This is a genomic window from Chitinilyticum piscinae, assembly GCF_015223195.1.
Lineage (GTDB): Bacteria > Pseudomonadota > Gammaproteobacteria > Burkholderiales > Chitinibacteraceae > Chitinilyticum > Chitinilyticum piscinae.
Window position 1 is genome coordinate 329924 of the sequence record NZ_JADFUA010000001.1, and the last position, 24878, is coordinate 354801.

General features: G+C 62.0%; 20 protein-coding genes. 12 read left to right on the top strand and 8 right to left on the bottom strand.

Translation table 11 applies throughout. From position 1 onward, the window contains the following. Positions 1–221 precede the first annotated feature (221 nt). From purE to INR99_RS01485, 3 genes are read left to right on the top strand one after another with little or no spacing between them, the layout of a single operon-like run. On the top strand, positions 222–710 hold the full coding sequence (purE, locus tag INR99_RS01475) for a 5-(carboxyamino)imidazole ribonucleotide mutase (RefSeq protein WP_194114512.1): 489 nt from the start codon (positions 222–224) through the stop codon (positions 708–710). A 12-nt stretch (positions 711–722) separates the two neighbouring features. Next, positions 723–1019: a hypothetical protein gene (locus INR99_RS01480; RefSeq protein ID WP_194114513.1), complete on the top strand. Its 297-nt coding sequence runs from the start codon at positions 723–725 to the stop codon at positions 1017–1019. Further along, a complete protein-coding gene (locus tag INR99_RS01485; protein WP_194114514.1) occupies positions 1016–2185 on the top strand; it encodes a 5-(carboxyamino)imidazole ribonucleotide synthase in 1170 nt (389 codons plus the stop codon). The genes INR99_RS01480 and INR99_RS01485 overlap by 4 nt, the downstream gene beginning before the upstream one ends. 64 nt (positions 2186–2249) lie before the next feature. Here the strand turns inward: INR99_RS01485 and INR99_RS01490 are convergent, their stop codons facing one another. Then, a complete protein-coding gene (locus tag INR99_RS01490; protein ID WP_194114515.1) occupies positions 2250–3731 on the bottom strand; it encodes a GGDEF domain-containing protein in 1482 nt (493 codons plus the stop codon). A 168-nt stretch (positions 3732–3899) separates the two neighbouring features. Between INR99_RS01490 and INR99_RS01495 the strand changes: the two genes are divergently transcribed. The 3 genes from INR99_RS01495 to yidD are packed head-to-tail and all read left to right on the top strand — an operon-like array spanning position 3900 to position 6897. After that, entirely contained in the window at positions 3900–5906 is a 2007-nt protein-coding gene (locus INR99_RS01495) for a site-specific recombinase (protein WP_194114516.1), read from the top strand. Continuing rightward, positions 5903–6499 carry a 2OG-Fe(II) oxygenase gene (locus tag INR99_RS01500; RefSeq protein ID WP_194114986.1) on the top strand — a complete coding sequence of 199 codons (597 nt, stop codon included), beginning with the start codon at positions 5903–5905 and terminating at the stop codon, positions 6497–6499. The genes INR99_RS01495 and INR99_RS01500 overlap by 4 nt, the downstream gene beginning before the upstream one ends. Before the next feature lie 2 nt (positions 6500–6501). After that, on the top strand, positions 6502–6897 hold the full coding sequence (gene yidD, locus INR99_RS01505) for a membrane protein insertion efficiency factor YidD (RefSeq protein WP_194114517.1): 396 nt from the start codon (positions 6502–6504) through the stop codon (positions 6895–6897). Positions 6898–6996: 99 nt separating this feature from the next. Here yidD and INR99_RS01510 read toward each other — a convergent pair whose 3' ends face one another. From INR99_RS01510 to INR99_RS01525, 4 genes are all read right to left on the bottom strand, one after another. Then, positions 6997–8019: a DUF4272 domain-containing protein gene (locus INR99_RS01510; protein WP_194114518.1), complete on the bottom strand. Its 1023-nt coding sequence runs from the start codon at positions 8017–8019 to the stop codon at positions 6997–6999. A 109-nt stretch (positions 8020–8128) separates the two neighbouring features. Next, positions 8129–9559, bottom strand: coding sequence for an efflux transporter outer membrane subunit (locus INR99_RS01515; protein ID WP_228098026.1), 1431 nt, complete (start codon positions 9557–9559; stop codon positions 8129–8131). A gap of 4 nt (positions 9560–9563) precedes the next feature. After that, a complete protein-coding gene (locus tag INR99_RS01520; RefSeq protein WP_194114519.1) occupies positions 9564–12701 on the bottom strand; it encodes an efflux RND transporter permease subunit in 3138 nt (1045 codons plus the stop codon). 12 nt (positions 12702–12713) lie between these two features. Next, on the bottom strand, positions 12714–13931 hold the full coding sequence (locus INR99_RS01525; protein WP_228098027.1) for an efflux RND transporter periplasmic adaptor subunit: 1218 nt from the start codon (positions 13929–13931) through the stop codon (positions 12714–12716). A 157-nt stretch (positions 13932–14088) separates the two neighbouring features. Here INR99_RS01525 and INR99_RS01530 point away from each other — a divergent pair, with 157 nt between their 5' ends. Both INR99_RS01530 and INR99_RS01535 read left to right on the top strand, forming a co-directional pair. Next, complete coding sequence (locus INR99_RS01530) at positions 14089–14694, top strand: TetR/AcrR family transcriptional regulator (RefSeq protein WP_194114521.1); 606 nt, start codon at positions 14089–14091, stop codon at positions 14692–14694. After that, positions 14695–15246, top strand: a complete 552-nt coding sequence (locus INR99_RS01535; RefSeq protein WP_194114522.1) for a GNAT family N-acetyltransferase — start codon at positions 14695–14697, stop codon at positions 15244–15246. 74 nt (positions 15247–15320) lie between these two features. Here the strand turns inward: INR99_RS01535 and metF are convergent, their stop codons facing one another. The 3 genes from metF to yihA all read right to left on the bottom strand — a co-directional run bounded on the left by metF (position 15321) and on the right by yihA (position 20019). Further along, positions 15321–16148, bottom strand: a complete 828-nt coding sequence (gene metF, locus INR99_RS01540) for a methylenetetrahydrofolate reductase [NAD(P)H] (protein ID WP_194114523.1) — start codon at positions 16146–16148, stop codon at positions 15321–15323. 94 nt (positions 16149–16242) lie between these two features. Next, a complete protein-coding gene (locus INR99_RS01545; RefSeq protein ID WP_194114524.1) occupies positions 16243–19050 on the bottom strand; it encodes a PAS domain S-box protein in 2808 nt (935 codons plus the stop codon). A 306-nt stretch (positions 19051–19356) separates the two neighbouring features. Beyond that, a complete protein-coding gene (gene yihA / locus INR99_RS01550; protein WP_194114525.1) occupies positions 19357–20019 on the bottom strand; it encodes a ribosome biogenesis GTP-binding protein YihA/YsxC in 663 nt (220 codons plus the stop codon). A 113-nt stretch (positions 20020–20132) separates the two neighbouring features. Between yihA and INR99_RS01555 the strand changes: the two genes are divergently transcribed. The 4 genes from INR99_RS01555 (at position 20133) to INR99_RS01570 (ending at position 24828) form a co-directional block, all read left to right on the top strand. Then, positions 20133–20756 (top strand): c-type cytochrome, encoded by a 624-nt coding sequence (locus INR99_RS01555; protein ID WP_194114526.1) that lies wholly within the window; start codon positions 20133–20135, stop codon positions 20754–20756. A gap of 95 nt (positions 20757–20851) precedes the next feature. Beyond that, positions 20852–22879 (top strand): cytochrome c biogenesis protein ResB, encoded by a 2028-nt coding sequence (locus tag INR99_RS01560; protein ID WP_194114527.1) that lies wholly within the window; start codon positions 20852–20854, stop codon positions 22877–22879. Then, positions 22876–24177: a c-type cytochrome biogenesis protein CcsB gene (ccsB, locus tag INR99_RS01565; protein WP_194114528.1), complete on the top strand. Its 1302-nt coding sequence runs from the start codon at positions 22876–22878 to the stop codon at positions 24175–24177. The genes INR99_RS01560 and ccsB overlap by 4 nt, the downstream gene beginning before the upstream one ends. A 120-nt stretch (positions 24178–24297) precedes the next feature. Beyond that, positions 24298–24828 (top strand): hypothetical protein, encoded by a 531-nt coding sequence (locus INR99_RS01570; protein ID WP_194114529.1) that lies wholly within the window; start codon positions 24298–24300, stop codon positions 24826–24828. Positions 24829–24878 lie beyond the last annotated feature (50 nt).

Below are 24878 nucleotides of genomic sequence, written 5' to 3' on the forward strand. Positions count from 1 at the left end.
CGTCCGAACAACAGACGCTGCGCAATCAGATTTTGGATGGAAACGAAACAAGGCATGCATTTGCCTTCGGGAGCCATCCTGAAGCAGGTCGCTTATTAAGGCAAATCTAATATTCTAATCTTCCAAAAAAACAACAGTATCAAGGCCTTTATCTGTCGGCCGGATGCTGACAAAACCGGTTTTTTCGGTAAAATCCGCGCTTTACGCAAGGAAATACCGCCATGGTGCAAGTAGGCGTGGTCATGGGCAGCAACAGTGACTGGGATGTCATGCAGCATGCCGCCAAGCAGCTCAAGGCCTTCGGCGTCGAGTTCGAATGCCGGGTCGTTTCGGCGCATCGCACCCCGGATCTGCTGTTCGAATACGCGGAAACCGCCGCCGAGCGCGGGCTGACCTGCATCATCGCCGGTGCCGGCGGTGCCGCTCACCTGCCGGGCATGCTGGCCGCCAAAACGACGGTTCCGGTGCTGGGCGTCCCGGTTCCCAGCAAATACCTGCGCGGTGAAGACTCCCTGCTGTCCATCGTGCAGATGCCCAAGGGCATTCCGGTTGCCACGTTCGCCATTGGCGAAGCCGGTGCAGCCAACGCGGGCCTGTTTGCCGTGGCCATGCTGGCCGGCCAGCATCCGGCGCTGGCCCAACAGCTGACCGATTTCCGTGAAACCCAGAAACAGACCGTGTTGGCCATGAGCCTGCCGGATGTGGACTGATCACCGCGCATCATGCCCCTGCCCGGAAGCAGCCCAGCCGACCCGATGTGGCAACGCGTGCTGGCACGCGGCTTCTGGCGCAACCTGATCTGGCATGGCGCACTGGGCTGGGGCATTCCCTTTGCCGCACTGTTCGCCGCCATCCAGCAGATTACGCAGCGTAGCACCGAATTTCTGCCTGCGATGCTGCAGGCGCTCCCGCTGGGGCTGATAGCCGGCAGCATCTATGCCTGGGCCAACTGGGGTTATGCCAGCATCCAGGCCATCAAGGCCCGCCGCCTTGAGCGAGACCAAGAGGAAGACCAATGACCAAGCCGCTGACTTCGCCCATTCTCCCGCCAGCCATGCTCGGCATTCTGGGGGGGGGCCAGCTTGGCCGCATGTTTGCGACCGCCGCCAAAACCATGGGTTACCGCGTCACCGTACTGGATCCTGACGCCAGCGCACCGGCGGCCGACTTTGCCGATGTGCACCTGTGCAAGCCATATACTGATCGCGACGCACTGCAGCAACTGGTCGACACCTGTGCAGCGATCACCACCGAATTCGAGAACGTCAACGCGGATTCGATGCGCTGGCTGGCCGAACAGGGCCTGCGCGTATCGCCTTCCGGTGACTGCGTCGCCATTGCGCAGGATCGTATTGCCGAAAAGACCTTCATCCGCAATGCCGGGCTGGCCACCGCGCCTTTTCTGGCGATCCTGAACGCGGGTGATCTACCGGACGACCTTTCGCCCTATCTGCCCGGCATCCTGAAAACCGCGCGCCTCGGCTACGACGGCAAGGGGCAGGTTCGCGTCAAAACCCCCGAGGACGTGCGTTACGCGCTGTCCGAGCTGAAGCACCAGCCCTGTGTGCTGGAAAAAATGCTGCCGCTGGTTTCCGAAGTCTCGGTCATCGTGACACGCAGCCGCGCCGGTGAAGTCGTCAGCTTTCCGCCGGCGGAGAACGAACACGCCAACGGCATTCTGGATGTTTCAATCGTGCCGGCCCGCATTGCCGATGCCGTGACCGCACGGGCACGCGACATGGCGATGACGCTGGCCGAGAAACTCGACTACGTCGGCGTGCTGGCCGTGGAGTTTTTCGTGCTGGAAGGTGACGAACTGGTCATCAACGAAATGGCCCCCCGTCCGCACAACTCCGGTCACTACACACTGGATGCCACACTGACCACCCAGTTCGAACAGCAGGTTCGCGCGATGTGCGGCCTGTATCCGGGGCGCACCGAGCTACTCAAGCCGGTGGTGATGGTCAATCTGCTGGGGGATGTCTGGGGTGAGGATGGCAGCGAGCCGAACTGGGAAATCCTGATGACGGCCCCCAACAGCAAGTTGCACCTCTACGGCAAGAAAGAAGCCCGGGTTGGTCGCAAGATGGGGCATTTCAACGTGCTGGCCGAGGATGCTAACGATGCACTGGAACAGGCTCGCGCCATTATGGAAACTCTGGGCAACCAGCGTAGCGAAAGCTAATACCCACGCCCGTATCAATCAAAAAGCCAATTAATAAAAAGGCGGGGTAAATATACCCCGCCTTTTACTCTCGGACACATACCTGATTACGACCGCCATGCTTGGCCGCGTACAGCGCCTCGTCCGCACGCAGCAGGGCGGCGTCTGCGCTAGCCTCCTCGGAATGCAGGCCGGTAATGCCGATACTGACGGTCATGCTGATCTGTTCCGCGCCAGCATCAACCCGCAATTCGCTCACCCTGGCACGAATCCGTTCGGCCACACTGGTCGCGGCAGCCAGCGACGTCTGGGGCAAGGCCACCACAAATTCCTCGCCTCCAAAACGCGCGGCGAGATCGCATTCGCGCAGCGCCTGCCGGATGCAGCCGGCGGTCGCCACCAGCACCTTGTCCCCCACGTCGTGCCCCCAGCGGTCATTGATCCGCTTGAAGTGATCCAGGTCCAGAGCCAGCAGGCTCAGTGGCTGCCCGTAGCGCCGCGCCTCGCTGCAGGCCTGTCCGGCCCACTCGTCGAAGTGGCGCCGGTTGGCCAGCCCGGTCAAGGGATCGTGGCGCGAATCATAGGCCAGCTGCAGACGCTGCCGGCGATTGCGATAGGCCACATGCGCCAGCTGCCATTGCAGTAGCGCCAGCAGAGGGAAAAGCAACATCAGCATTACCAGCTGCGAATACCAGCTGTGCAGGTACTCGTCGCGGTCAATACTGATCACCTGCATCCAGCGACGCTCCGCTCCCGACTCCAACTCGGTGAGCACGCCGATGCGTTCGCTTCCATCGACACTGGAGTGGTAGCGCACAACCCCTTCGCCATACGCAGTGGCGTGCAATACCGGCTCCTGCCAGTTTTGCTGCTGCCCGGCCTGCAGGCCATGCGACGTCATGCCGGCAAGAAAGGCAATCCGGCTCTGTTTGCGGTCAATCACCACGATGCGTCCGGACTGGCCCAGATCAAAACCGCGGCGCAGGCTGATATTCAACTGTTCGTTGAGACGGCGATTGCTGATGAACGATTGCACACTCCCCAGCAGCTGCCCCTGCCGGCCCCGCAGGGTCTGCACTTCGACCAGCCCGCCGAAATCCTGATCTGCCTGCCCGGGCAGGCTGAGCACATACAGGTTGGGGTAGATGTCCAGCTTGAGGGCCTGCTCATCATCGGCAGCGTGGCTACCCGCAACGGCCACCGGCACATGCCCGGCATAGTCGACTACCTCGCCCGTGGCATCCAGCACCCTGATGCCGGCTATCCAGGGTGACTGGGTCTGTGCCCGCTGCAGATCAGTAACGCCCGCTTCGCCCCGCAGAATGCGATTCCCCAGAATCTGGCACTGGTAGTGCACCAGACTTTGCGTCTGCTCCAGCATCTGGGCATACAGCAGGGACGTATTGCGCAGGATCTGGACGGTAAAGCGTTCCAGCCGGTGTCGCTCATAGGCCAGATAGGCTGCGGCCAGCAGCAGTTGCAGCAGCAGCACGATGACCAGAGCCCAGCGCAGCAGGCGTACATCATCAGCCATTCGCAAACACCACTGCCGGATCGTCAGAATCATGGCCTACCTGTCTGCGGCATGGCCGCGGCGCATCGATAACTGCAGTATATCGGGCCAAACCGGCAGCGAAAGGCCGCTGTCACGTAAATCCGGCGCTTGCCGGCGTGCGGCGCAGCAGCTAGCCTTGTGCCTGAAAAAAACCGTCGCGGCCTCGGTTGCCGAAAATCAATGGAACACTGCCTGCAAGCCATGGTCGACGCTCCCGCATCGACCGCACTGGAAAATGTTCGCGCCCTCATCGGAGCCATCCGCCCGAAACAGGCCAGCGATAGCGCCACCGCAATCAACAATCTGCGGGCGCTGTCGTTTCTGCTGGAGCAACACCCAGCCTACCGCGAGGCGCTGCGTACCCAGCTCGACCAGCTGATGGGTAATACCCGTCAGGTTCAGCTCTACACGGACACCGGCATCCTTTCCAACGAACCGCTGCTGGCTGGCCTGCGCCGGCGCATCGGCGAGCGCCTGCTGCCGATCAAGCCCCGCCCGGAATTGCTGAAAGACGTGTTCGGGCTGCTGTTCGATCGCAAGGATGATTACCTCTGGCTCACCGAGATTCCCTACCAGGTATGGGCAGACATGTGCCACAGCCTGATGCTGGATGTCGAATTCCGCCCGGATCGTTACTCGCAGCTGCAGCGGCTGGAAGCCATCCAGGTGCTGTCCTGCCGGATTGCCACTATCGGGCTCGAGCCCGAGCTGGTGCAGAACTCCCCCGACATGGCGCGCTTCGAATCACCCTTCGTGCGGCAGAATGTCGAAACGCAATCCTTCATCGAAAACTACCGCAACGCGCTGGTTGCCGAAACCGAGCTCGATGACGACCAGAAGCAAATCATGGTGCTGCTGGATCAGTGCACCGAACAAATCGGCCGCATCCGCAAGCACGCGCTGCGCCACGGGGTATCGGTCAGCCTTACCTACCACCTGCTGCGGCTGGAACAGCACATCGAGCGCATGCAGACCCTGCTGGAACTGGTCGACCCTGTCCCCTCACCCAACTGGGGGCCATCCCTGCTGCGGCTGTTCCTGCAGCTGGTGCAGGCGGAAAACCGCAAGCACAGCCTGCGCGACGTACTGCGCGAGAATACCGAGCTGCTGGCCCTGCAGGTCACCGAGCACGCCAGCCATACCGGGGAACATTACATCGCGGAATCCCGGCGCGAGTGGCTGGGCATGTTCCGCGCGGCCGCCGGCGCCGGCATCATCGTCGGCTTCATGGCGCTGCTGAAAATCCTGATCGCCAAAGCGCATCTGCCCCCGCTGATCGAGGCCATCGCCTTCGGTCTCAATTACGGCATCGGTTTCATCATCGTCCATCTGCTGCATTGCACGATTGCCACCAAACAACCAGCCATGACCGCGGCCACCATCGCCGCCACGCTGCCTCCTCCGGGCAGCAAGAGTGTCGAAGGCTATTCGGCACTGGTCGAGCTGATCGTGAAAGTCGCCCGCACCCAGTTCATCGCCATCATGGGCAATGTACTGCTGGCGATGCCGGTGGCACTGGGGCTGGCACTGCTGTGGTCGCATTATCTAGGTGAGCCCTTCATCAATCTGGACAAGGCCGGAGTGCTGCTGCACGACCTGCGTCCGCTGGAGGGGCTGGGGCTGCCGCACGCCGCCATTGCCGGGGTCTGGTTATTCCTTGCCGGGCTGATTTCCGGCTACTACGACAACAAGGCGCTCTACCACCGCCTGCCGGAACGCATCGCCGCACACCCGCTGCTCAACCGGCTGCTGGGTGAACACCGTTCGTGGAAACTGGGGCGCTATGTCGAGCACAACCTGGGCGCACTGGCGGGGAATTTCTATTTCGGCATGATGCTGGGGCTAACCGGTTTTGTCGGCTTCCTGCTTGGCCTGCCGCTCGACATCCGCCACATTACCTTTTCGTCGGCCAATCTGGCCTTTGTCGCCGCGGCCGTCGACTTCAACCTGAGCTGGCAGATTGCCCTACTCGGGCTGGCCGGCGTAGCCATCATCGGTGCGACCAACCTGACGGTCAGCTTCACCTTGGCTCTATGGACCGCGATGCGCTCACGCCAGCGCCTGCTCTCGGAGCTCAAACCGCTGCTGGGCATGCTGCTCAAGCACTTTATGCGCCGGCCGCAGGATTTCTTCATTGCGCCACGCCAGCCCAAAAACAGCGAGACCACGGCCGGAGAGAGCGCGTGATTCTGGAAAACGCCCCCCTGAGCGCCCTGATCGACGCCCTCGCCGGCGAGGGCTGGGCCGAAGCCCGCGGTTTTCTGAGCCCCGGCGAAGTTGCCCGGCTGGCCGGCATCAGCCAGGCACGGCGGCAGGATTTCCATCGCGCCAGCATCGGCCGCGCCGCAGGGCAGAATGTACGTGACGATATCCGCCGTGACGCTGTGCTGTGGATCGACAACCAGGATCCCGAGCTGGGCTTTGTCATGCAGCGCTTCGCCGACTATCAGCAGCAACTCAATCGCGAGCTGTATCTGGGGCTCAACGAACTGGAACTACACTTCGCCGCCTACCCCGCTGGAGGCTTCTACCAGCGGCATCTCGACCAGCACCGCCAGCAAGACACCCGCGTCGTCACCGTCGTGCTCTACCTGAACCCGCCAGACTGGCAGAGCGATGATGGCGGCCAGCTGCGCCTCTATCTGGATGACGGCAGCCACCATGATGTACAACCGGCCGGAGGTACGCTGGTTACTTTCCTGTCGAACCGTTTCGAGCATGAAGTCATCCCCGCACGGCGCGAACGGCTGTCCCTGACTGGCTGGTACCGGCGCCGCTGACGATGCGCACCTTCGCGCTATGGCTGATCCGGCAGTACCAGCAACACCTTTCGCCAAAGAAAGGGTTTCGCTGTGCCTATCGTGTGCACACCGGCCGCTGCAGCTGCTCGGCACTGGGCTACCGCGCCATCCGGCGTTTCGGCCTCTGGCACGGCACGCGGGTCCTGCGGCAACGCCTGCTGCGCTGCGGAATTGCCTACCGGCGCTACCGCCACAGCATGCCACTGGCCAGTGCACTTGCCAGCCAGCGCGGCGACTGTGACTGCGCCTGCGACTTCCCCGATCCGGGTCATTGCTCGATCAATGACACGGCCGAACTGCTGGATTGTTGCGATTGCAACTGGCCATCGCGCAAACGCCGCAATGAAGCATCGACCTATCTGCCGCGCAGACACTGAAACGAACCAGCCAGTCCCGCGAGTGCCAGTTGCCTAGCCGAAGACCTCCGATCAGGGCCAAACAGCTGCAGACCGAGAGGAGCGGCCAGCCTTTGCGGCTCAGGTCGGTGTATCAACCTCATCCCACTGCGCACCCAGAAACTGCACCAGCCAGTTGAGCGCATGGTGCCGCTCCATCACCACGCCGGGCAGCAGACCACCATCGGGCTCGCGCTGCTGCTGCCGCGCCTGCCGGCAGGCCCAGTGGTAACGGAAATGCCGATCCAGCTGATCCAGAATTTCTGCGGCCGGCCGCAACTCGGCCTGTGCGAGCGCCTCCTCCCAATTCAGCCCGAACAGGCACTGCGCCAGCGCGGAAACGTCACAGATCGCATCAGGACGCGACAGCGGGGCCGGCGACAGGCGCAGCGCCCACACCAGCACCCGCAGCGCCTCGTAACGCCAGCAGGCATTCACCACGGCCTGCTCTTGCGGGGCAGGGTCATGCCAGAAGTCCACCTCGGCCGGGCTGAGCGCCGCGGCGGCAAGTGGCAGTCGCTCCGCCAGCTCATCGACGGGGATGGGGCGCCCCATCGCCAGCGATTCGGCACGCACCGCCACGGCAAACAGTGCGGCCGCACGGCGCAGCACCTCACCGGCCGGGCGCAGCAGCAGCTCTTCCTCCGCCAGCACCGGCGGCAGATGCGCCGGCACATGCACTCCCTCTTCCGCCAGGATCGCATCACTCTGCCGCTTGCGCTGCCAGGCACTGTCGGGATAGGGAAGACGGGCGTCCGCGTCGTCGCCACCGGCAGCAAGCAGCACGCGCAGGGCGGCATCACGCACCGAGCCATCGGGCAGGTAGCACACCACATTACTGCGTGCGGCCCAGGCACTGAATGCCGGCAAAGCCTCGTCGCTCACTTCAAGACTCAGCTGCACGCGCACACGCTGCAGATGGCGCATCAGGTGATACAGCGTAAAGGTCATTTGCTCGCGCAGGCTCAGAGCATACTGGACAAAACCATCCAGATGCCCGGCCAACTCCGGATCGGAGTGATCGCGCCGGCCCAGCAGGGTGTGCGGGAAATCTGGCTCGGGCACACACTGCAAAGTGCTGTAGACATTGATAAGCAGGGACATGGCGCACCTTGGCGAGAAAAGTGCCACTATGCCACAGCTTCGTAAAGCAACAGAGCCATGCAAGCATCGTGCAAAGAATACGGCTTCCCTGCACGATGCTGCTTCACCCTCAATACAGCGCCAGCGCCTTGTAGAGGCCGATCTGGTTGGCGGCCTGCTCCTGCTGCAGGTCGATCTGCACCAGCTGCGCTCCGTAATAACTGCGCTGTGCGAGCAGCACGTCCAGATAGCCGGCCACGCCCTTCTGGTAGCGCGCATCGGCCAGCTTCAGCGCCTGCTGGCTGGCGGCCAGTACACGCGATTGCGCGGCGAGCTGGTCGGCATCGCCCTGCAATTGCGCCAGGCCATCGGCCACTTCGCGGAAACCGCTCTGGATGGCTTTCTCGTAGCCGGCGACAGCCAGCTCGCGATCAACCTTCGCCGCATCAAGATTGGCCTGGTTGCGTCCGCCATCAAAGATCGGCAGATTGATCTGCGGCGCGAACAGCCAGGTGCCGCTGCCGCCCTTGAAGAGCTGGTTGAGCTGCGTGCTGGCCGCCCCCGCATTCGCAGTCAGCGTAATGGTGGGGAAGAAGGCAGCGCGGGCGGCGCCGATATTGGCATCGGCCGCGCGCAGTTGCTGTTCGGCCTGCTTCACGTCGGGGCGCTGCAGCAATGCCGATGAAGGCAGATCAGCCGGAATCGCCGGTACGCCCGGCACTGCGGCGCCCTGCCAGCCATCGGGCAGACTGGCGACATCGACCGGCGCGCCGGCCAGCAATTGCAGGGCATTGCGGGACTGCTGAACCTGGCTGAGGTAACGCGCCACATCCACGGCAGCCGTTTCGGTCTGCGTCTGTGCCTCGCGCAGCTCCAGCTCGCCGGCAACGCCGGCGGCCAGCCGCCGCTCGATCAGCTGCTGGGTTTCCTGGCGGCTGGCCAGCGTGGCGCGTGCCACCGCCAGCTTCTGCTGCGCAGCGGCGAGTGCATACCAGCCGTTGGCCACATTGGCGATCAGGCTAAGGCGAGCACTCTGTCTGGCCTCGGTCGTCGCCATGTAGTCGCGGAATGCGGCCTCGGACAGGTTCTGCACGCGGCCAAAGAAATCCAGCTCGAAACTGCTGATTCCCACGCCGGCAGCATACTGATGGCCGATGCGCGCCGCGCCATTGTCCGTGAGCGTTCCCGGCGTGCGCTGGTGCGTACCGCTGCCGGTGGCGTTGATCGATGGCATGCGCGCGGAATCGGCAATCTGGTACTGCGCGCGCGCCTTCTCGACATTCAGCATCGCCATGCGCCAGTCGCGGTTGTTGGCCAGCGCCTGCGCAATCACCGCCTGCAAGGCCGGGGCGGTGAATACTTGGCGCCAGCGCTGATCCTCCAGGGTATTGTCCTGCGATCCTTTACTATCGATGGCTTTACCGGCATACCCATCGGCATTGCCCAGCGTGGCCGGCACCGGCGCATCCGGCTGCCGGTAATCCGGCGCCAGATTGGCGCAACCGCCGAGCAGCGCAAGCACCACGGCGGCGGCGCTGCTGCGAATCATGAAATCGTGCATCTTGTTACTCCTGCCCATGGCTGTTCGTGTCCTGCTCGTGGCGCTTGCCGCTGAAACGGCGGCGCACGCGGACAAAGAACACCGGGACAAAGAAAATACCCAGTACGGTGGCGCTGATCATGCCGCCCAGCACGCCGGTACCGATGGCGTTCTGGCTGCCCGAACCAGCACCAGTGCTCAGTGCCAGCGGCAATACGCCGAAGGCGAAGGCCAGCGAGGTCATCAGGATGGGGCGCAGGCGCATGCGGATCGCGTCCAGCGTCGCACTCATCAGGTCCTGTCCTTTTTCGTGCAGATCCTTGGCGAATTCGACGATCAGAATGGCGTTTTTCGTCGCCAGACCGATGGTGGTCAGCAGGCCAACCTGGAAATACACGTCGTTGGACAAACCGCGCCCGGTCGCCGCCAGCAGGGCACCGATCACGCCCAGCGGCACCACCAGCATTACCGCAAACGGAATCGACCAGCTTTCATATAGCGCGGCCAGACAGAGGAAGACGATCAGCAGCGACAGTGCGTAGAGTGCCGGTGCCTGCGCACCCGATTCACGTTCTTCCAGCGACAGCCCCGTCCATTCATAGCCGATACCAGGCGGCAGCTTGGCGATCAGCGCCTCCATCGCCGCCATCGCGTCACCCGAACTCTTGCCCGGCGCGGCCGAACCCTGGATGTTGACCGAGGGTACGCTGTTGTAGCGGTTCAAGAGCGGCGAGCCGTATTCCCAGCTGGTGCTGGCAAAGGCCGAGAAGGGCACCATCTGGCCGCTGGCATTGCGCACCTGCCAGTCGTTCAGGTCTTCCGGCGCCATGCGACTGGCGGCCTCGCCCTGCAGATACACCTTCTTCACGCGGCCGCGATCGACAAAATCGTTCACATACGCCGAGCCCCAGGCCGTGGACAGCGTCTGGTTGATGTCAGACAGCGACACGCCCAGCGCCGTGGCCTTTTCCTGGTCGATGTGCAGGCGCAGCTGCGGCGAATCATCCTGGCCGTTCGGGCGCACACCCATCAGGTTCGGATCCTGCGCGGCCATCCCCAGCAACATATTGCGCGCTTCCATCAGCTTCGCATGCCCGACACCGCCGCGATCCTGCAGCTGCAGTTCGAAACCGGAGGCATTGCCCAGCTCGACAATCGCCGGCGGGGCAAAGGCAAACACCATCGCCTCCTTGATCTGGCTGAAGGCGCCCCAGGCACGGCCGGTAATCGCGCCGACATGCTGGTCGGGCGACTTGCGCTCATCCCAGTGCTTGAGCTGCACGAAGCCGATACCGGCATTCTGCCCGCTGCCACCGAAACTGAAGCCGGCCACGGTAAAGATCGAGTTCACGGACTTGGCTTCATCCTTCAGGAAGTGGTCTTCCACCTTCTTCAGCACGGCCACGGTCTGTTCCTGCGTGCTGCCCGGTGGCAGCGTCACCATCGAGAACAGGATGCCCTGGTCTTCTTCCGGCAGGAAGGACGTCGGCATGCGCACAAACAGCGCGCCCATTGCGATCACGATCACCAGATACACCACCATGTAGCGGCCGCTTTTCGCCAGCCAGCGGCTGACCACGTTCTGGTAGCGCTGGTTGCCGCGATCAAATACGCGATTGAACCAGCCGAAGAAGCCCTTCTCGCCATAGCTGTGCCCCTTCTCAATGGGCTTGAGCAGCGTCGCGCACAGCGCGGGTGACAATGTCAGCGCCACCACCACCGACAGCAGCATCGCCGACACCACCGTCACCGAGAACTGGCGGTAGATCACGCCGGTCGAGCCCCCAAAAAACGCCATCGGCACGAAAACGGCGGCCAGCACCAGCGCAATCCCGATCAGCGCGCCGGTAATCTGGTCCATGGACTTGCGCGTGGCCTCCTTGGGCGAGAGCCCTTCCTCGCTCATCACGCGCTCGACGTTTTCGACGACGACGATGGCATCGTCGACCAACAGACCGATGGCGAGCACCATGCCGAACATCGTCAGCGTATTGATCGAGAAACCCAGCGCCGCCATCACGCCGAAGGTACCCAGCAGCACGACCGGTACGGCAATCGTCGGGATCAGCGTGGCACGGAAATTCTGCAGGAAGAGGTACATCACCAGGAACACCAGCACCATGGCTTCCACCAGCGTTTTCACCACTTCTTCGATCGAGATCTTCACGAAGGGCGTGGTGTCATACGGGTAGACCACCTGCATGGCCTTGGGGAAGTAAGGCTGCATTTCGGCCATCTTGGTACGTACGGCCTCGGCGGTGGCCAGCGCATTGGCGCCGGTGGCGAGCTTTACGGCCAGGCCGGTGGCCGGCTTGCCGTTGAAGCGGCTGTCGACGTCATAGCTTTCCGCACCCAGCTCAACCCGCGCCACATCGGACAGGCGCACCTGGCCGCCGGCGGCGTTGGTTTTGAGCAGAATGCGCTCGAACTGCTCGACCGACTGCAGGCGCGTCTGCGCAATAATCGCCGCATTCATGCGCTGGCCGGGTACGGAGGGTGCTCCGCCCACCTGACCGCCGGACACCTGCGCGTTCTGCGCCTGCACCGCGTGGATCACGTCCAGCGTGGTGAGCTGGTAGTGGCTGAGCTTTTCCGGGTCCAGCCAGATGCGCATGGCGTACTGCGCCCCAAAGAGTTGCACGTCGCCGACGCCCTGCACGCGGCTGATCTGGTCCTGCACATTGGCAGCAACATAATCGGCCAGATCGGTCTTGTCCATGCTACCGTCTTCCGACACGAAACCCAGCACCATCAGGAAGCTGGCGGAGGATTTCGACACGCTGATGCCCTGTGCCTGCACCTCCTGCGGCAACTGCGGCATGGCGAGCTGCAGCTTGTTCTGCACCTGCACCTGCGCGATGTCCGCATCGGTACCCGCCTCGAAGCTCAGCGTGATGCTGACGCTGCCGTTCTGGTCGCTGCTCGAGCTGATGTAGCGCAGCCCGTCGATGCCCTTCATTTTCTGTTCGATGATCTGCGTCACCGAGTCTTCCACCGTCTGCGCGGAAGCGCCCGGATAGAAGGCCTGGATGGTGACCGCCGGCGGCGCGACGGCCGGATACTGCTCAACCGGCAGGCCGCGGATGGCCAGCAGACCGCCCAGCATGATGATCAGCGCGATCACCCAGGCGAAAATGGGCCGGTCAATGAAAAAACGTGCCATTGATCCTGCTCCTTATTTGCCGGCCGATGCTGACGCAGCAGACGCCACGGAGGGGGCCGAAGCCGTGGAAGACGCCCCAGATACACCAGCAGGTACTGCCGGCAAGGTATTTGCAGCAGAGGGCTTTACTGGCATACCCGGCTGCACTTTTTGCAAGCCCTCGACAATCACGCGGTCGCCTGCAGCCAGCCCCTTGCTGACCAGCCACTGGTTGCCTACCGTGCGGCTGGCCTCCACCACGCGGACTTCGGCCTTGTCGCCGCTGCCGACTACCATGACGGTGGCCTCGCCCTTGGGCGTGCGGCTGACGGCCTGTTGCGGCACGAGCAGCGCATCCTTCACCTCGGCCTGCTGCAGCCGGGCGCGCACGAACATGCCCGGCAGCAAGTCATGTTTGGGGTTGGGCACCAGCACGCGCAAGCTGACCGCGCCCGTGCCGGCATCGACCGTCACGTCGGTGAATTCCAGCTTGCCCGGCTGGGTGTGGGTGCTGCCGTCTTCCAGCACGATCTGGACCGGAATGCCGGCCTTGCCGGCCTGCTGGCCGAATTCGCGCTTCAGGCGCAGCAGCTCGGCGCTGGACTGGCTGATGTCGACATAGATCGGATCAAGCTGCTGCACGGTAGCCAGCGGCGCGGCCTGGCCCACTGCCAGCAGCGCACCCTCGGTAACTGACGACTTTCCAATCACACCGGCAATCGGTGATGTGATGCGGCTATATGCCAGATTGATGCGCGCACTTTCCAGCGCAGCCTTAGCGGCCGCCACATCGGCCTGCGCCTGCAGCCAGGCGGCCTGCGCATCGTCGTGTTCCTGCTTGCTCACGCCGTTAATAGAGACCAGTTCCTTGTAGCGCTCGGCCTTCAGCTTCAGCGTCATCAGATTGGCTTCCGCTTTGGCCAGCGTGGCCTTGGCACTGTCGAATGAAGCCTGATACACCTCGGGGTTGATCTGGTAGAGCAGCTCACCCGCCTTGACCTCGCCACCCTCGGCAAACAGGCGCTTCTGTACGATGCCGCCGACTTGCGGGCGGATTTCTGCCACGCGGTACGGTGTCGCGCGCCCCGGCAGCTCGCGCTCGATCGGCACGCTGACCGCGCTCAGCGTCACCACGCCGACGTCGGCCGGCCCCTGCGGCGGCATGCCGCCCTGGCCACCGCCGCACCCCGCCAGCGTCACGCCCAATGCCAGCATGAGCGCCAGCGGGAGGATCCCTTGTTTGAATGTCATGGTCTGTTTTCTCGCAGTCATTGCCCCGGCAGCCACACGGCTACCGGTTAAAATTAGAATGATCGTTCATTCTATGCATTTTGTCGATGCGAAACAAGCGGGTACAATGAAGGAAATATCACGATTGCATGACAATCAACTCTGTGTGCAAAGCAAAATGACAAGCGAAAAATCCTGTAATGAGCCCTGCCGGGCCGAAACCCGCCGCAACCAGGTCCTGTGCGCTGCCGCCCAGTGCTTCCGCCAGTCGGGGTTTCACGGCGCCAGCATGGCCAACATCGCGCGCACTGCGGGCATGAGTGTCGGCCACATCTATCACTATTTCGAAAACAAGGAAGCCATCATCGCGGCCATCGTGGCGGCTGAGCAGGAAAAAACCCGCGCGCTGCTGGAGCTGATGATTTCTGCCGAAAACACCATCGAAGCCATGATCGAATTTGCCGACAAGGGGCTGGATGAGCATCTGGACAGCGCCAACGTTGCACTGCAACTGGAGATCCTTGCTGAAGTCAGCCGCAATCCCCGGGTAGCGGAAATCCTCAGCGCCTCGGATCGGGCACTGGAAGATCTCGGCGACCAATTGCTCAGCAAAGCGCGCAGCGGCCTGCCTCCCTTGCCCCCGGACGAACTCGGCGCTCGCATTGAGGCAATCTGCGCCCTGTTTCAGGGACTTGGTTTACGCGGGCTTACCAGCCAGCGTCTGGAGCGCAACGCCGTACTTGCCGTACTGCAACGTACCATCCGCCAGATTGTTTCCAGTTAAATGACGCCTACCACCATCTCGCCCCAGCCACACGATCGGATCGATATGAGCATTCCACGGCAACTACACAGCCAGCGCCTCGTTTTGCGCGAATTTCGCCACGAAGACTGGCCTTTTCTGCACGCGCATTACCGTGATGGAGCCTGCACCCGCTTTACGTTCCGGCGCGCGCTCAGCGAGGGCGAAAGCTGGCGGGCGATGGCCAGTATGGCCGGACATTGGGCATTGCGTGGCTACGGCCCCTATGCACTCGAAGTACGCAGCACCGGTCAGGTCATCGGCGCGGCGGGACTCTGGTATCCGAATGACTGGCCGGCTCCGGAAATCAAATGGCTACTGGCGCGCGAGTTCTGGGGGCAGGGCTATGCCAGCGAGGCGGTACGCGCCATTCAGCAGATGGCCCGCGCCAGCCTGCCCGAGCTGCAACTGATCAGTTTCATCAACGCAGAAAATCAGCCTTCGATCCGTCTGGCTCTGGCCGTCGGAGCCAGCTTTGAACAGGAAGTGGCATTTCGCGGTAGCCCCTGGCACATCTACCGGCACCCACGATAGCCAACACTGACAGGCAGGGTATTGTCATTTAGACATTCAAATAAAAGGCCTGCATAGATATAGCCACAAGGGTATCAATACCCAAGCCGCTGGCAGATGGTCGACACCGCCCCGGCTGAATTCAGCGTGTAGAAGTGCAGGCCGGGTGCGCCACCGGCAAGCAGGCGGTCAGCCAGCTCGGTTACCACATCCAGGCCGAAGGCGCGGATCGATGCCACGTCATCACCCATGGCCTGCAGGCGCAAGCGCAGCCAGCGCGGAATTTCGGCACCACAGACATCGGAAAAGCGTGCCAGCTGGCTGAAATTCTGGATCGGCATGATGCCGGGAACGACCGGAATGGTCACACCTCGCGCCTGCACGGCGTCGCAGAAGCGGAAATAGGCATCGGCATTGAAAAAATACTGCGTGATCGCCGCGTCGGCACCTGCATTCACCTTGTTCACGAAATTGCTTATATCCGCCTCGGCGCTGACCGCCTGCGGGTGAAATTCGGGATAGGCAGCCACCTCGATGTGGAACCAGTCGCCGAATTCCGCGCGCAGAAAGCTCACCAGCTCATTGGCGTAGCGGAAATCGCCCAGCTCGACCATGCCGGAAGGAATGTCACCCCGCAGCGCGACAATATGCCGGATGCCGTGATCCTGGTAATTCTGGACCAGTGCCCGCAGGCGCTCGCGAGTGGCACCGATGCAGGAGAGGTGCGGGGCGGCGGCATAACCGGCGGCTCGAATGTCGAGCACCGCTTTGAGCGTCCCTTCTTGCGTACTGCCACCGGCACCAAACGTGACAGAGAAAAACTCCGGATTGAACTGCGCCAGCTGCTGGCAGGTCGTCTGCAGCTTGATCGCGCCTTCGGCGGTTTTGGCAGGAAAAAACTCGAAACTGATCGGCGGGCGCATCGGGCGTATGGGCAGGGCGGTGACAAAACACTGACTATAACAGCCGCCACTCACCCCGCCGCTGAAGCATTTTCATGCATGGCTTGCATGGCATTCATGGCGACGATCCGGTGAGGTGTGGCGCGGAGCCGTCAGCAGCAGGCAGTGACGGCAATATGGCTTGCAGATCCTTCAGCATCACCGGTTTGGACAGAAAAGCATCCATTCCGGCCTGCAGGCATTGCTGGCGATCTGCTTCATAGGCCCCCGCCGTCAGCGCAATGATCGGAATGGGTGATTGACCGCGCGCCAGCTCCTGCTGGCGGATCTGGCGGGTGGCTTCGTAGCCGTCCATGACCGGCATCTGGCAATCCATCAGGACCAGATCGGGCCTGGGCAGACGGCTCAGCCGCTCAACCGCAGCCAGCCCGTGCTCGACGCATTCCACTCGCTGTCCCAGTTTTTTCAGCATCGCCTCCACAACAATCCGGTTGGTGGCGTTGTCCTCGACTACCAGCACCAGCCGGGCAATTTGCGGCAGGTCACTTTGCCCGCCCCGGTCGCGCAACTGCTCGCGCGCCTCGTCATCGGCGGCAACCGGCTCAACCCGCACCCGAAACCAGAAGCAACTGCCTTCGCCTTCCCGGCTGCGTACCCCGACATCGCCCTGCATCATCAAGGCAAGCTTGCGCACGATCGACAGCCCCAACCCGGTGCCTCCATACGCCCGGGTGTTTGATGCATCCACCTGCGAGAACGGCTGGAACAACAACGCCTGCTGCTCCTGCGAAATGCCGATCCCATCGTCGCTGACGCTGAACTCCAGCTCGGCACGATCGTCAGCCAGTGCCAGTTCGCGGGCTTCGATGCGGACTATACCGACGGAAGTAAATTTGATCGCATTGCCGATCAGATTGGAAAGCATCTGTCGCAGGCGCACCGGATCGCCCCGGTAGCGGCCCCGGGCGTCGCCATGCCAGCACTGTTCGAGCTGCAGATTCTTGCTTCTGGCCAGCTCGGCAAACAGGGCGGCGGTTTCCGCCAGCAATTGGGCGGGATGGAAAACGACACTCTGCAGCTGCAGCTTGTCGGCCTCGATTTTGGAAAAATCCAGAATGTCATTCAGCAGCGTCAGCAATACCTGACCGGATCCGAGAATGATGCGGGCGTAATCCCGCCGCTCGCGCTCGGACAATTCCTCTTGCAGCAGCAATTGCGCCATCCCGAGCACCCCGTTCAGCGGTGTACGGATTTCATGTGCCATCGTCGCCAGGAACTGGCTTTTGGCGGCATTGGCCGCATCGGCCGCCTCTTTGGCCTGCGACAAGGCGGCCTGCGAGCGGCGGCGCTCGCTCACATCGACCAGCGCCCACAGCGACTCGCCATTATCCAGATCGAGCATCGCACCACTCACTTCAACCCAGCGGATTTCCGCGGTTTTGGTCACGAACTGATGTTCTGCACGGTATACCAGCCCCTGTGCCAGCAAAGGATAAGCCGCCTCGCCCAGCGCCAGATAGCCAGCCTCATCCGGATACAGCACCCGGGTACTTTGTCCGATCAATTCGTCCGGCTGGTAACCAAGCAGCCGATCGAATGCGCGATTGGTCCAGCGGATAATCCGCTGGCTGACGCGGAAAATCACGATCAGGTCGTTTTCCAGCATCGCGCGCTGCTCGGCCAGTACCGCCTGCATCTGCCGCTGGATGCGACGGCTTTCAGTGGTGTCCTCGACAAACGACCAGATGCAGGACTGGCCATCGCGATCGGAGACCAGCGTACCATTGAGCAGCAGCGGAATCAGGCTGCCATCCTTGCGGATGTACTCCTTTTCATACGGCCCGTAGCGCCCGGTACGCTGCAGCTGCTCGAGTTGCCGCTGCTCATCGGCCTCATAGTGCCTGGGCGTGAGTTGCCAGTAATCCAGCGCACGCAACTCGTCTGCCGAGTAACCGCAAATCTGCAGGAATGCTTGGTTGAATTCCAGATACCGCCCCTGCATATCGGTCATGGCGATCCCGATTGGCGACAGCTCGTACAAACCACGCAATTTTTGTTCACTCTCTCTTAGCGTGCTCTCCATCCGCTTGCGCTCGGCCTGCAAGGCGGTGATCAGCAAGCCCGTCACCACGCAGGTGGTCATGAATGCCCACACCAGATAGGGCACCTGGGCAGCATCATGCAGCGCAAATACCCCGCGTCCGGTTGCCGAACCGAACACCGCCAGCACGGAAAAAGCCAGGCTGGGAATCACGGCGCCAGCAATGCCGAAGCGCATTGCAGCCAGAGCCACCAGCGACACCGGCAGAAATGCCAGAGGCAAATGACCCGTCGCCGAATCGCTGCGCAGAAAAATGAACCAGCCAAACAGCAGCGCCAGTACCAGCCACGCCAGCATTTCCCTGAGCTCGCGCCAGCCAGGCCTGCGCCAGCCAGCAAGGATCAGCATGCACAGTGGCGCCCCGAGCAGGACACCCACCGCGTCCCCCAGCCACCAGGTCAGAAAGGCACTGGCGAAGGCGGCAGCCGGGATAACACCGGCCAGCAGCAAACTGAGCGCGCCGCCGCCTGCCGAGATCAGCATTCCAACAGCGGCGGCCAGCAGCAACAGCAACGGATCGCGCTGGCGGGCAAAACTGGCCAGAAATCCCGTGCGCAGCAACAGTTCGACAGCCAGTAGCGGCGCCAGCGTATTCCCAAGAGCAATGGCCACTGCCAGCGAGGGAGAGCCGATGGTCAAATTGACCAGCAGCGCCCCCAGTGCCACCGCGGGCCACAAACCCCTGCCCCAGCAAAACAACCCGGCAACGGCAATGCCCGTCGGCAACCAGATCAGGGTGATATGGGCATCCACCGCGGGCATGCGCAAACCCAGCCAGCCAGCCGCAAAGTAGGAAGAAAGCAGAGCCAGAAAGCGCAGCATCGTCAGGGGATATCCGTTGACAAGCATCAGGCAGAACAGGCCGGCGGACGACCCTGCCCGGCATCAGCCAGAATGTTTCTGCAGTATGGCTTACACTGCGGAATTGCCAACTCGGGAATCCCTCAGCGAATGCAATGACGGCGGGGGATGGCAGAAAAAAAGAAACCCCGGCTCAAGGGGACAGCCGGGGCCCAATGTGTGCTCCGATCTGATCGGAGCTCCCGCTCAGGGAGGAAAAGCGGGGGGTGCAGGGGCGCACCCGATTGAACATTAGGAAAGTTCGCCGGAAAAGCAAACTGGAATCGATTACCGCTCGTCAGTGTCTTGTATGCTTGCTTCGTGATCAGGGTCATCCATGAACTGCTCGGCCTGTGCGGCAAGCGCCTGCGCAAACCACTGCCCGACGATCGTTTCGGTTTCCTCGACACCCTGTTTTTTCAGGCTGGAGAAGAGCTGTACCGTTACCTGGGGGAGCTCGGCAAACTGCTTTTTCACTTCGCGCAGCACCTTGATGCTGTCCTGTTTGCTCAGCTTGTCCGATTTGGTGAGCAGGCAGTGCACCGGCTTGCCGGTCGGCAGGAACCAGTCGAGCATCTGGCAATCCAGTTGCGTAAGCGGGCGGCGCGAATCCATGATCAGCACCAGCCCGATCAGGTTACTACGGTTAACCAGATACAGCCCCAGCAGCTTTTCCCAGTGCGCACGCACTGCTGCGGGCACTTCGGCGTAGCCGTAACCCGGCAAATCGACCAGCCGGCGCTCCTGCCCAAAATCGAAGTAATTGATGTGCTGGGTGCGGCCGGGGGTCTTCGAAACAAACGCCAGGCGGGTATGATTGGCCAGCGTATTGATCGCGCTGGATTTTCCGGCATTGGAGCGCCCGGCAAAGGCGACCTCCAGCCCTTCGTTCGGCAGTGAACGCAGGTCATTGACGGTAGTAAGGAATTGCAGACCACGAAAGAGCGACATCAGAGAGCGGCCAAAGTAGTTTGAAAAAAAGTCTTGTTATAGAATAACAGGATTTGATCGAATCCAACCGCCGCGCTAGACCGGCGGACCGCCTCACTGAGGGAGCACACACCATGCGCCGCGTATCCGCCGCCATCACCATTGCCGCACTTTTCCTGTCCATTCCCTTTGCGTCGGCTGCCAGCAAGGGCAACCCGCAGGAGGGCAAGAAAATCGTTGATAACGTCTGTGCCGCCTGCCACGGCGCCGATGGCAACAGTGTGATCCCGGCCAACCCGAGCCTTGCTGGCCAGCATCCGGAATACATCGTGAAGCAGCTGCAGGAATTCAAGGCAGGCAAGCGCAAAAACGGCCAGGCTGCCGTGATGCTGGGCATGGCAACGCCGCTGTCGGATGCCGACATGCAGAATGTGGCGGCCTACTTTGCCGAGCAGACCTCCAAGGAACGCGGCTCATCCAACAAGGATCTGGTTGCGGCCGGCAAGAAAATCTATCGTGGTGGCATCGCCAGCAAGAATGTTCCGGCGTGTATGGCCTGTCACGGCCCGAGCGGCGCCGGCATTCCGGGCCAGTATCCGCGCCTGAGCAGCCAGCATGCTTCCTATGTGGCTGACCAGATGAAGGCCTTCCGCACCGGCGAGCGTGGCAATAACCAGGTGATGACCGACGTCGCCGCCAAGATGTCTGATGCCGAAATCAAGGCTGTCGCCGAATACATCCAGTCCCTGCACAAGTAAGCACTGGCCATGCAGGTCCGGTCGCCGCGGAACCAATTGCGGCGGCCTTCATCCAAGAGGGGCGCGTCACGCCCCTCTTTGACATTTTCCGGCTCATGAACCGTTCCCGATCTTCTTTACCCCGCGCCCTGTTCGATCTCTTGTCGTCGATGCGCTTTGCGGTCAGCCTGCTGGTTGTGCTCGCGATTGCCAGTGTTATCGGCACCGTGCTCAAGCAGAACGAGCCCTACAACAACTATCGCATCGAATTCGGCGAATTCTGGTTCCAGCATTTCGAGGCGGCCGGGCTCTTCGACGTGTATCACTCGGCCTGGTTTCTGCTGATCCTGACGTTCCTGGTGGTTTCAACCAGCCTGTGCATCTGGCGACATGTTCCGGGAATGCTGCGCGAGATGCGCTCCTTCCGCGAGCGCGCCACGCTGTCATCCCTGCAGCGCATCAGCCACCACCTCGAAAGCCCCGCCCCCCTGGCCGCCGAGAGCGTCACCGCGCATCTCAGCGCGCATGGCTACCGCTGGCGCGTCCGCGAGGGCGAAGACTACACACTCTACGCGGCCAAGAAAGGCAGTTACCAGAAGCTGGGGTATTTCTTTGCCCATGCCGCCATCGTGGTGATCTGTCTCGGCGGGCTGATGGATGGCAACCTGCCGCTCAAGCTGGCGGAAGCCTTCGGCGTCAAGCACCCCGAAGTCCGCTCGATCCCGCTGGACCAGATTCCACCCGCCAGCCGCCTGCAGGCCGATAACCTCAGCTTCCGCGGCAATGTCTTTCTCTCCGAGGGCTCGGCTGCGGACGTCATTTTCCTGAATGCCGGGCAAGGCTATTTCGTGCAGGAACTGCCATTCCGCCTGCAGCTGAAGGCCTTCCACATCGAGCATTACAGCACTGGCCAGCCCAAGCGCTTTGCCAGCGATATCGACGTGTTCGATCTGAACGGCAAACTGCTCAAGAGCGGCACGGTCGAAGTCAACAAACCACTGATTGTCGATGGTGTCGCCATCTATCAATCCAGCTTTGGCGATGGTGGCTCGGGCCTGCAATTGCGCGTCTGGGATCTGGCCAGCAGTCAGGCCAGCGCCGTGGCCACGCGTTCCCAGGTCAGCCAGGACATCAGCATCGCAGGCAAACGCTACACGCTGGAGCTGGGCGACTTCCGCCCGATCAATATCCAGAACATGGGGCGCACCTCCGCCGAACCGGACAACCTGCAAAGCGCCATGGCCGTCGCTCAAAGCGTGAAAGGCGACCACAATGTCCGCAATTTCGGTCCGATGCAGCAGTTCAAGCTGCGCGACGAAACCGGGCAAGCCATTGAATACCAGAGCTACATGCTGCCATGGCAGGAAGATGGCGCCTTTTATATGCTGTCGGGTATACGCAGGGAAGTCTCGGAATCATTCGGCTTTGTCCGCATACCCCTCGATAGCGATAACCGCCTCGACACCTTCATGCGCTTGCGCGCGATCCTGACCGATCCCGCACAGCACGCCGTGATCGCCCGCCAGACGACGGCCAAAGCCTTCGCTGCCGGAGGTGTGTCCGCCAGCGGACGCGAGCAGTTCGAGCAGATCACGCTGGGCGTGCTGGAGCAGTTCGCTCGTGGCGGCTTCCCGGAAATCGACCGCTTCCTGACCGAACGCGTCCCCGAAGCGCAACGCAATGTCGTTGCCCAGACCTACCTGAAAGTGCTGCAGGGCGCGACCTTCGAAGCGTTGGCAATCGCCAATAGCCGCGCCGGCCTGCCCACTCCGGCCGAAGATGCCAAAGCCTTCCGCTTCAACCAGGATGCACTGGTCGCCATCAGCAACCTGTTCGACTACGGGCGACCGGCACTGATCCAGCTCGAAGGTTTTGATGAAGTCAAAGGCAGCGGTTTTCAGCTGACCCGCTCACCCGGCAAGAATGTGGTCTATCTGGGCTCGCTGCTGCTGGTGCTGGGGATTTTCTGCATGTTCTATATCCGGGAAAACCGGCTGTGGATCCGCCTGAGCCCGCAGGGCACACTGCTGGCACTGACCAGTAATCGCCGCACCGCTGACCTCGACCGTGAATTCGACCTGCACCGCGCCGTACTGCTCCCCCAGACCGCCGCGGAACAGGAGCAAGACAAGGAAACACCATGAACCACACGCTTCGCACACCGATCGGGCGCCTCGATTACGCCTTCGCCGCGCTCATCCTCTTCGCCGCGGCACTCACTTTCAAGCAGTACGGCAACTATCTGGATTATTACGAGCAGGGCATCCTGCTCGGCAGTGCCGCCGGCATCGTCTGGCTGGGCTGGTTCTGGAAACCACTGCGGGTATTCCTGCCGCTGTGCGGCCTGCTGGCGCTCGGCGCCATCGGCTTGTATGACGGCGCTCTTGCCAACGGCAGCAGCCGCTTCTGGCTGAAATACGCACTGTCCAGCCAGTCTGCCGTGATGTGGATGTGCGTGCTGTTCTTCCTGGCCACGCTGATGTACTGGGTCGGTCTGCTGCGCAAATCCGCTACGGCGCTGGGCGTTGCCAGTGGCCTGACCTGGGCCGCGGCCGCAGCCGCGATGATCTCCAAGCTGGTTCGCTGGTATGAGAGCTACCTGATCGGCGCGGATGTCGGGCATATTCCGGTCTCCAACCTGTATGAAGTCTTCATCCTGTTTTGCCTGATCACGGCGCTGATGTATCTCTATTACGAGGCGCGCTACCAGGCCCGCAGCATGGGCGCCTTCGTGCTGCTGGTCATCTCGGCGGCGGTCGGCTTCATCATCTGGTACACCTTCGACCGCCAGGCCCATGAAATCCAGCCGCTGATTCCGGCGCTGCAGTCGTGGTGGATGAAGATCCACGTTCCGGCCAATTTTGTGGGTTATGGCGCCTTTGCCATGGCCGCCATGCTCGGCGTCGCCTGGTTGCTGGCAGAGCCGGCCAATCAGTCCAGCAGCCAGCGCCGCAGCCTCTGGCTGGCCGCCGCCCTGATTGCGGTACTGGGTCTGGGCCTGCATCTGGGCGCTGGTGCTCTGGGCGAAACCGGCGCGCCACGCGCCATGTTTGCCGCAAAATTTGCCTACTGCGCGGCACTGCTGTGCGTGGTGGCCGCCAATCGCGGCCAGCTGGCCAGCTACCTGCCTGCCCCGGCGGTGCTGGATGAGATTTCGTACAAAGCCATTGCCGTGGGTTTCCTGTTTTTCACCATCGCCACCATTCTGGGTGCCATGTGGGCTGCCGATGCCTGGGGTGGCTACTGGAGCTGGGATCCGAAAGAAACCTGGGCACTGATCGTGTGGCTGAATTACGCGACCTGGCTGCACATGCGGCTGGTGAAAGGCTGGCGCGGCGCGACACTCGCATGGTGGTCGGTTGGCGGACTATTCATCACGACGTTCGCCTTCATCGGGGTGAACATGTTCCTGTCGGGCCTGCATTCCTATGGCGGACTGTAGTTATTTGTCGTCATAAAAGCTTCACCTGATCCCCGGTTGCGCACAGCAGGCCGTATAATCGACTGCTAATAATCGCAGAAGAAGCATCCGGAATGCTCGCATCATCAGGGGGGTTGGGATATGGAACTGACATACCGTTTTAGCAAAACGCAACTGGGACTGGACGAAGTCCAGGAACGCGTTCTGGGACTGGGGCTGAAGCAGCGCCAGGTTCTGATCATGGTGGACGGCAAGAAAACCGTCGCTGATCTGCAGCGCTTTGTCCCGGAACCCGAACTCAGCCAGCGCTTGCAGGAGTTGCTCGGCCAGCACCTGATCGAGTTGCTGCACGATGTCGCCCCAGCCCCACCCCGCCCCGCTCCCGCTCCCGCGCCAGCGGCGACGCACAGCAGTCCGGCGACGGCACCGCTGCAGGTTAACGGCCTGCCTTCAGCACGCAATCTGGCTCAGATCCGCATGATCCTGGCCATGTGCAGCCAGCAATACCTGAACGATGCACTGGATACCATGCTGATTGATCTGTTTGATAACCTCAGCGGCCCGGACGACCTCAACTTCTGCATCGATGCCTGGCACAAGCGCATGCTGGCAGCGGGCTTCGACGGCATCGCGGAAAGCCACATGTCCCAAATCCGCGCGGCATTGCGCTGAATTTGCGTTAGATCAAAACAACACCCGGGTGCCATCACGGCCACGTCGGT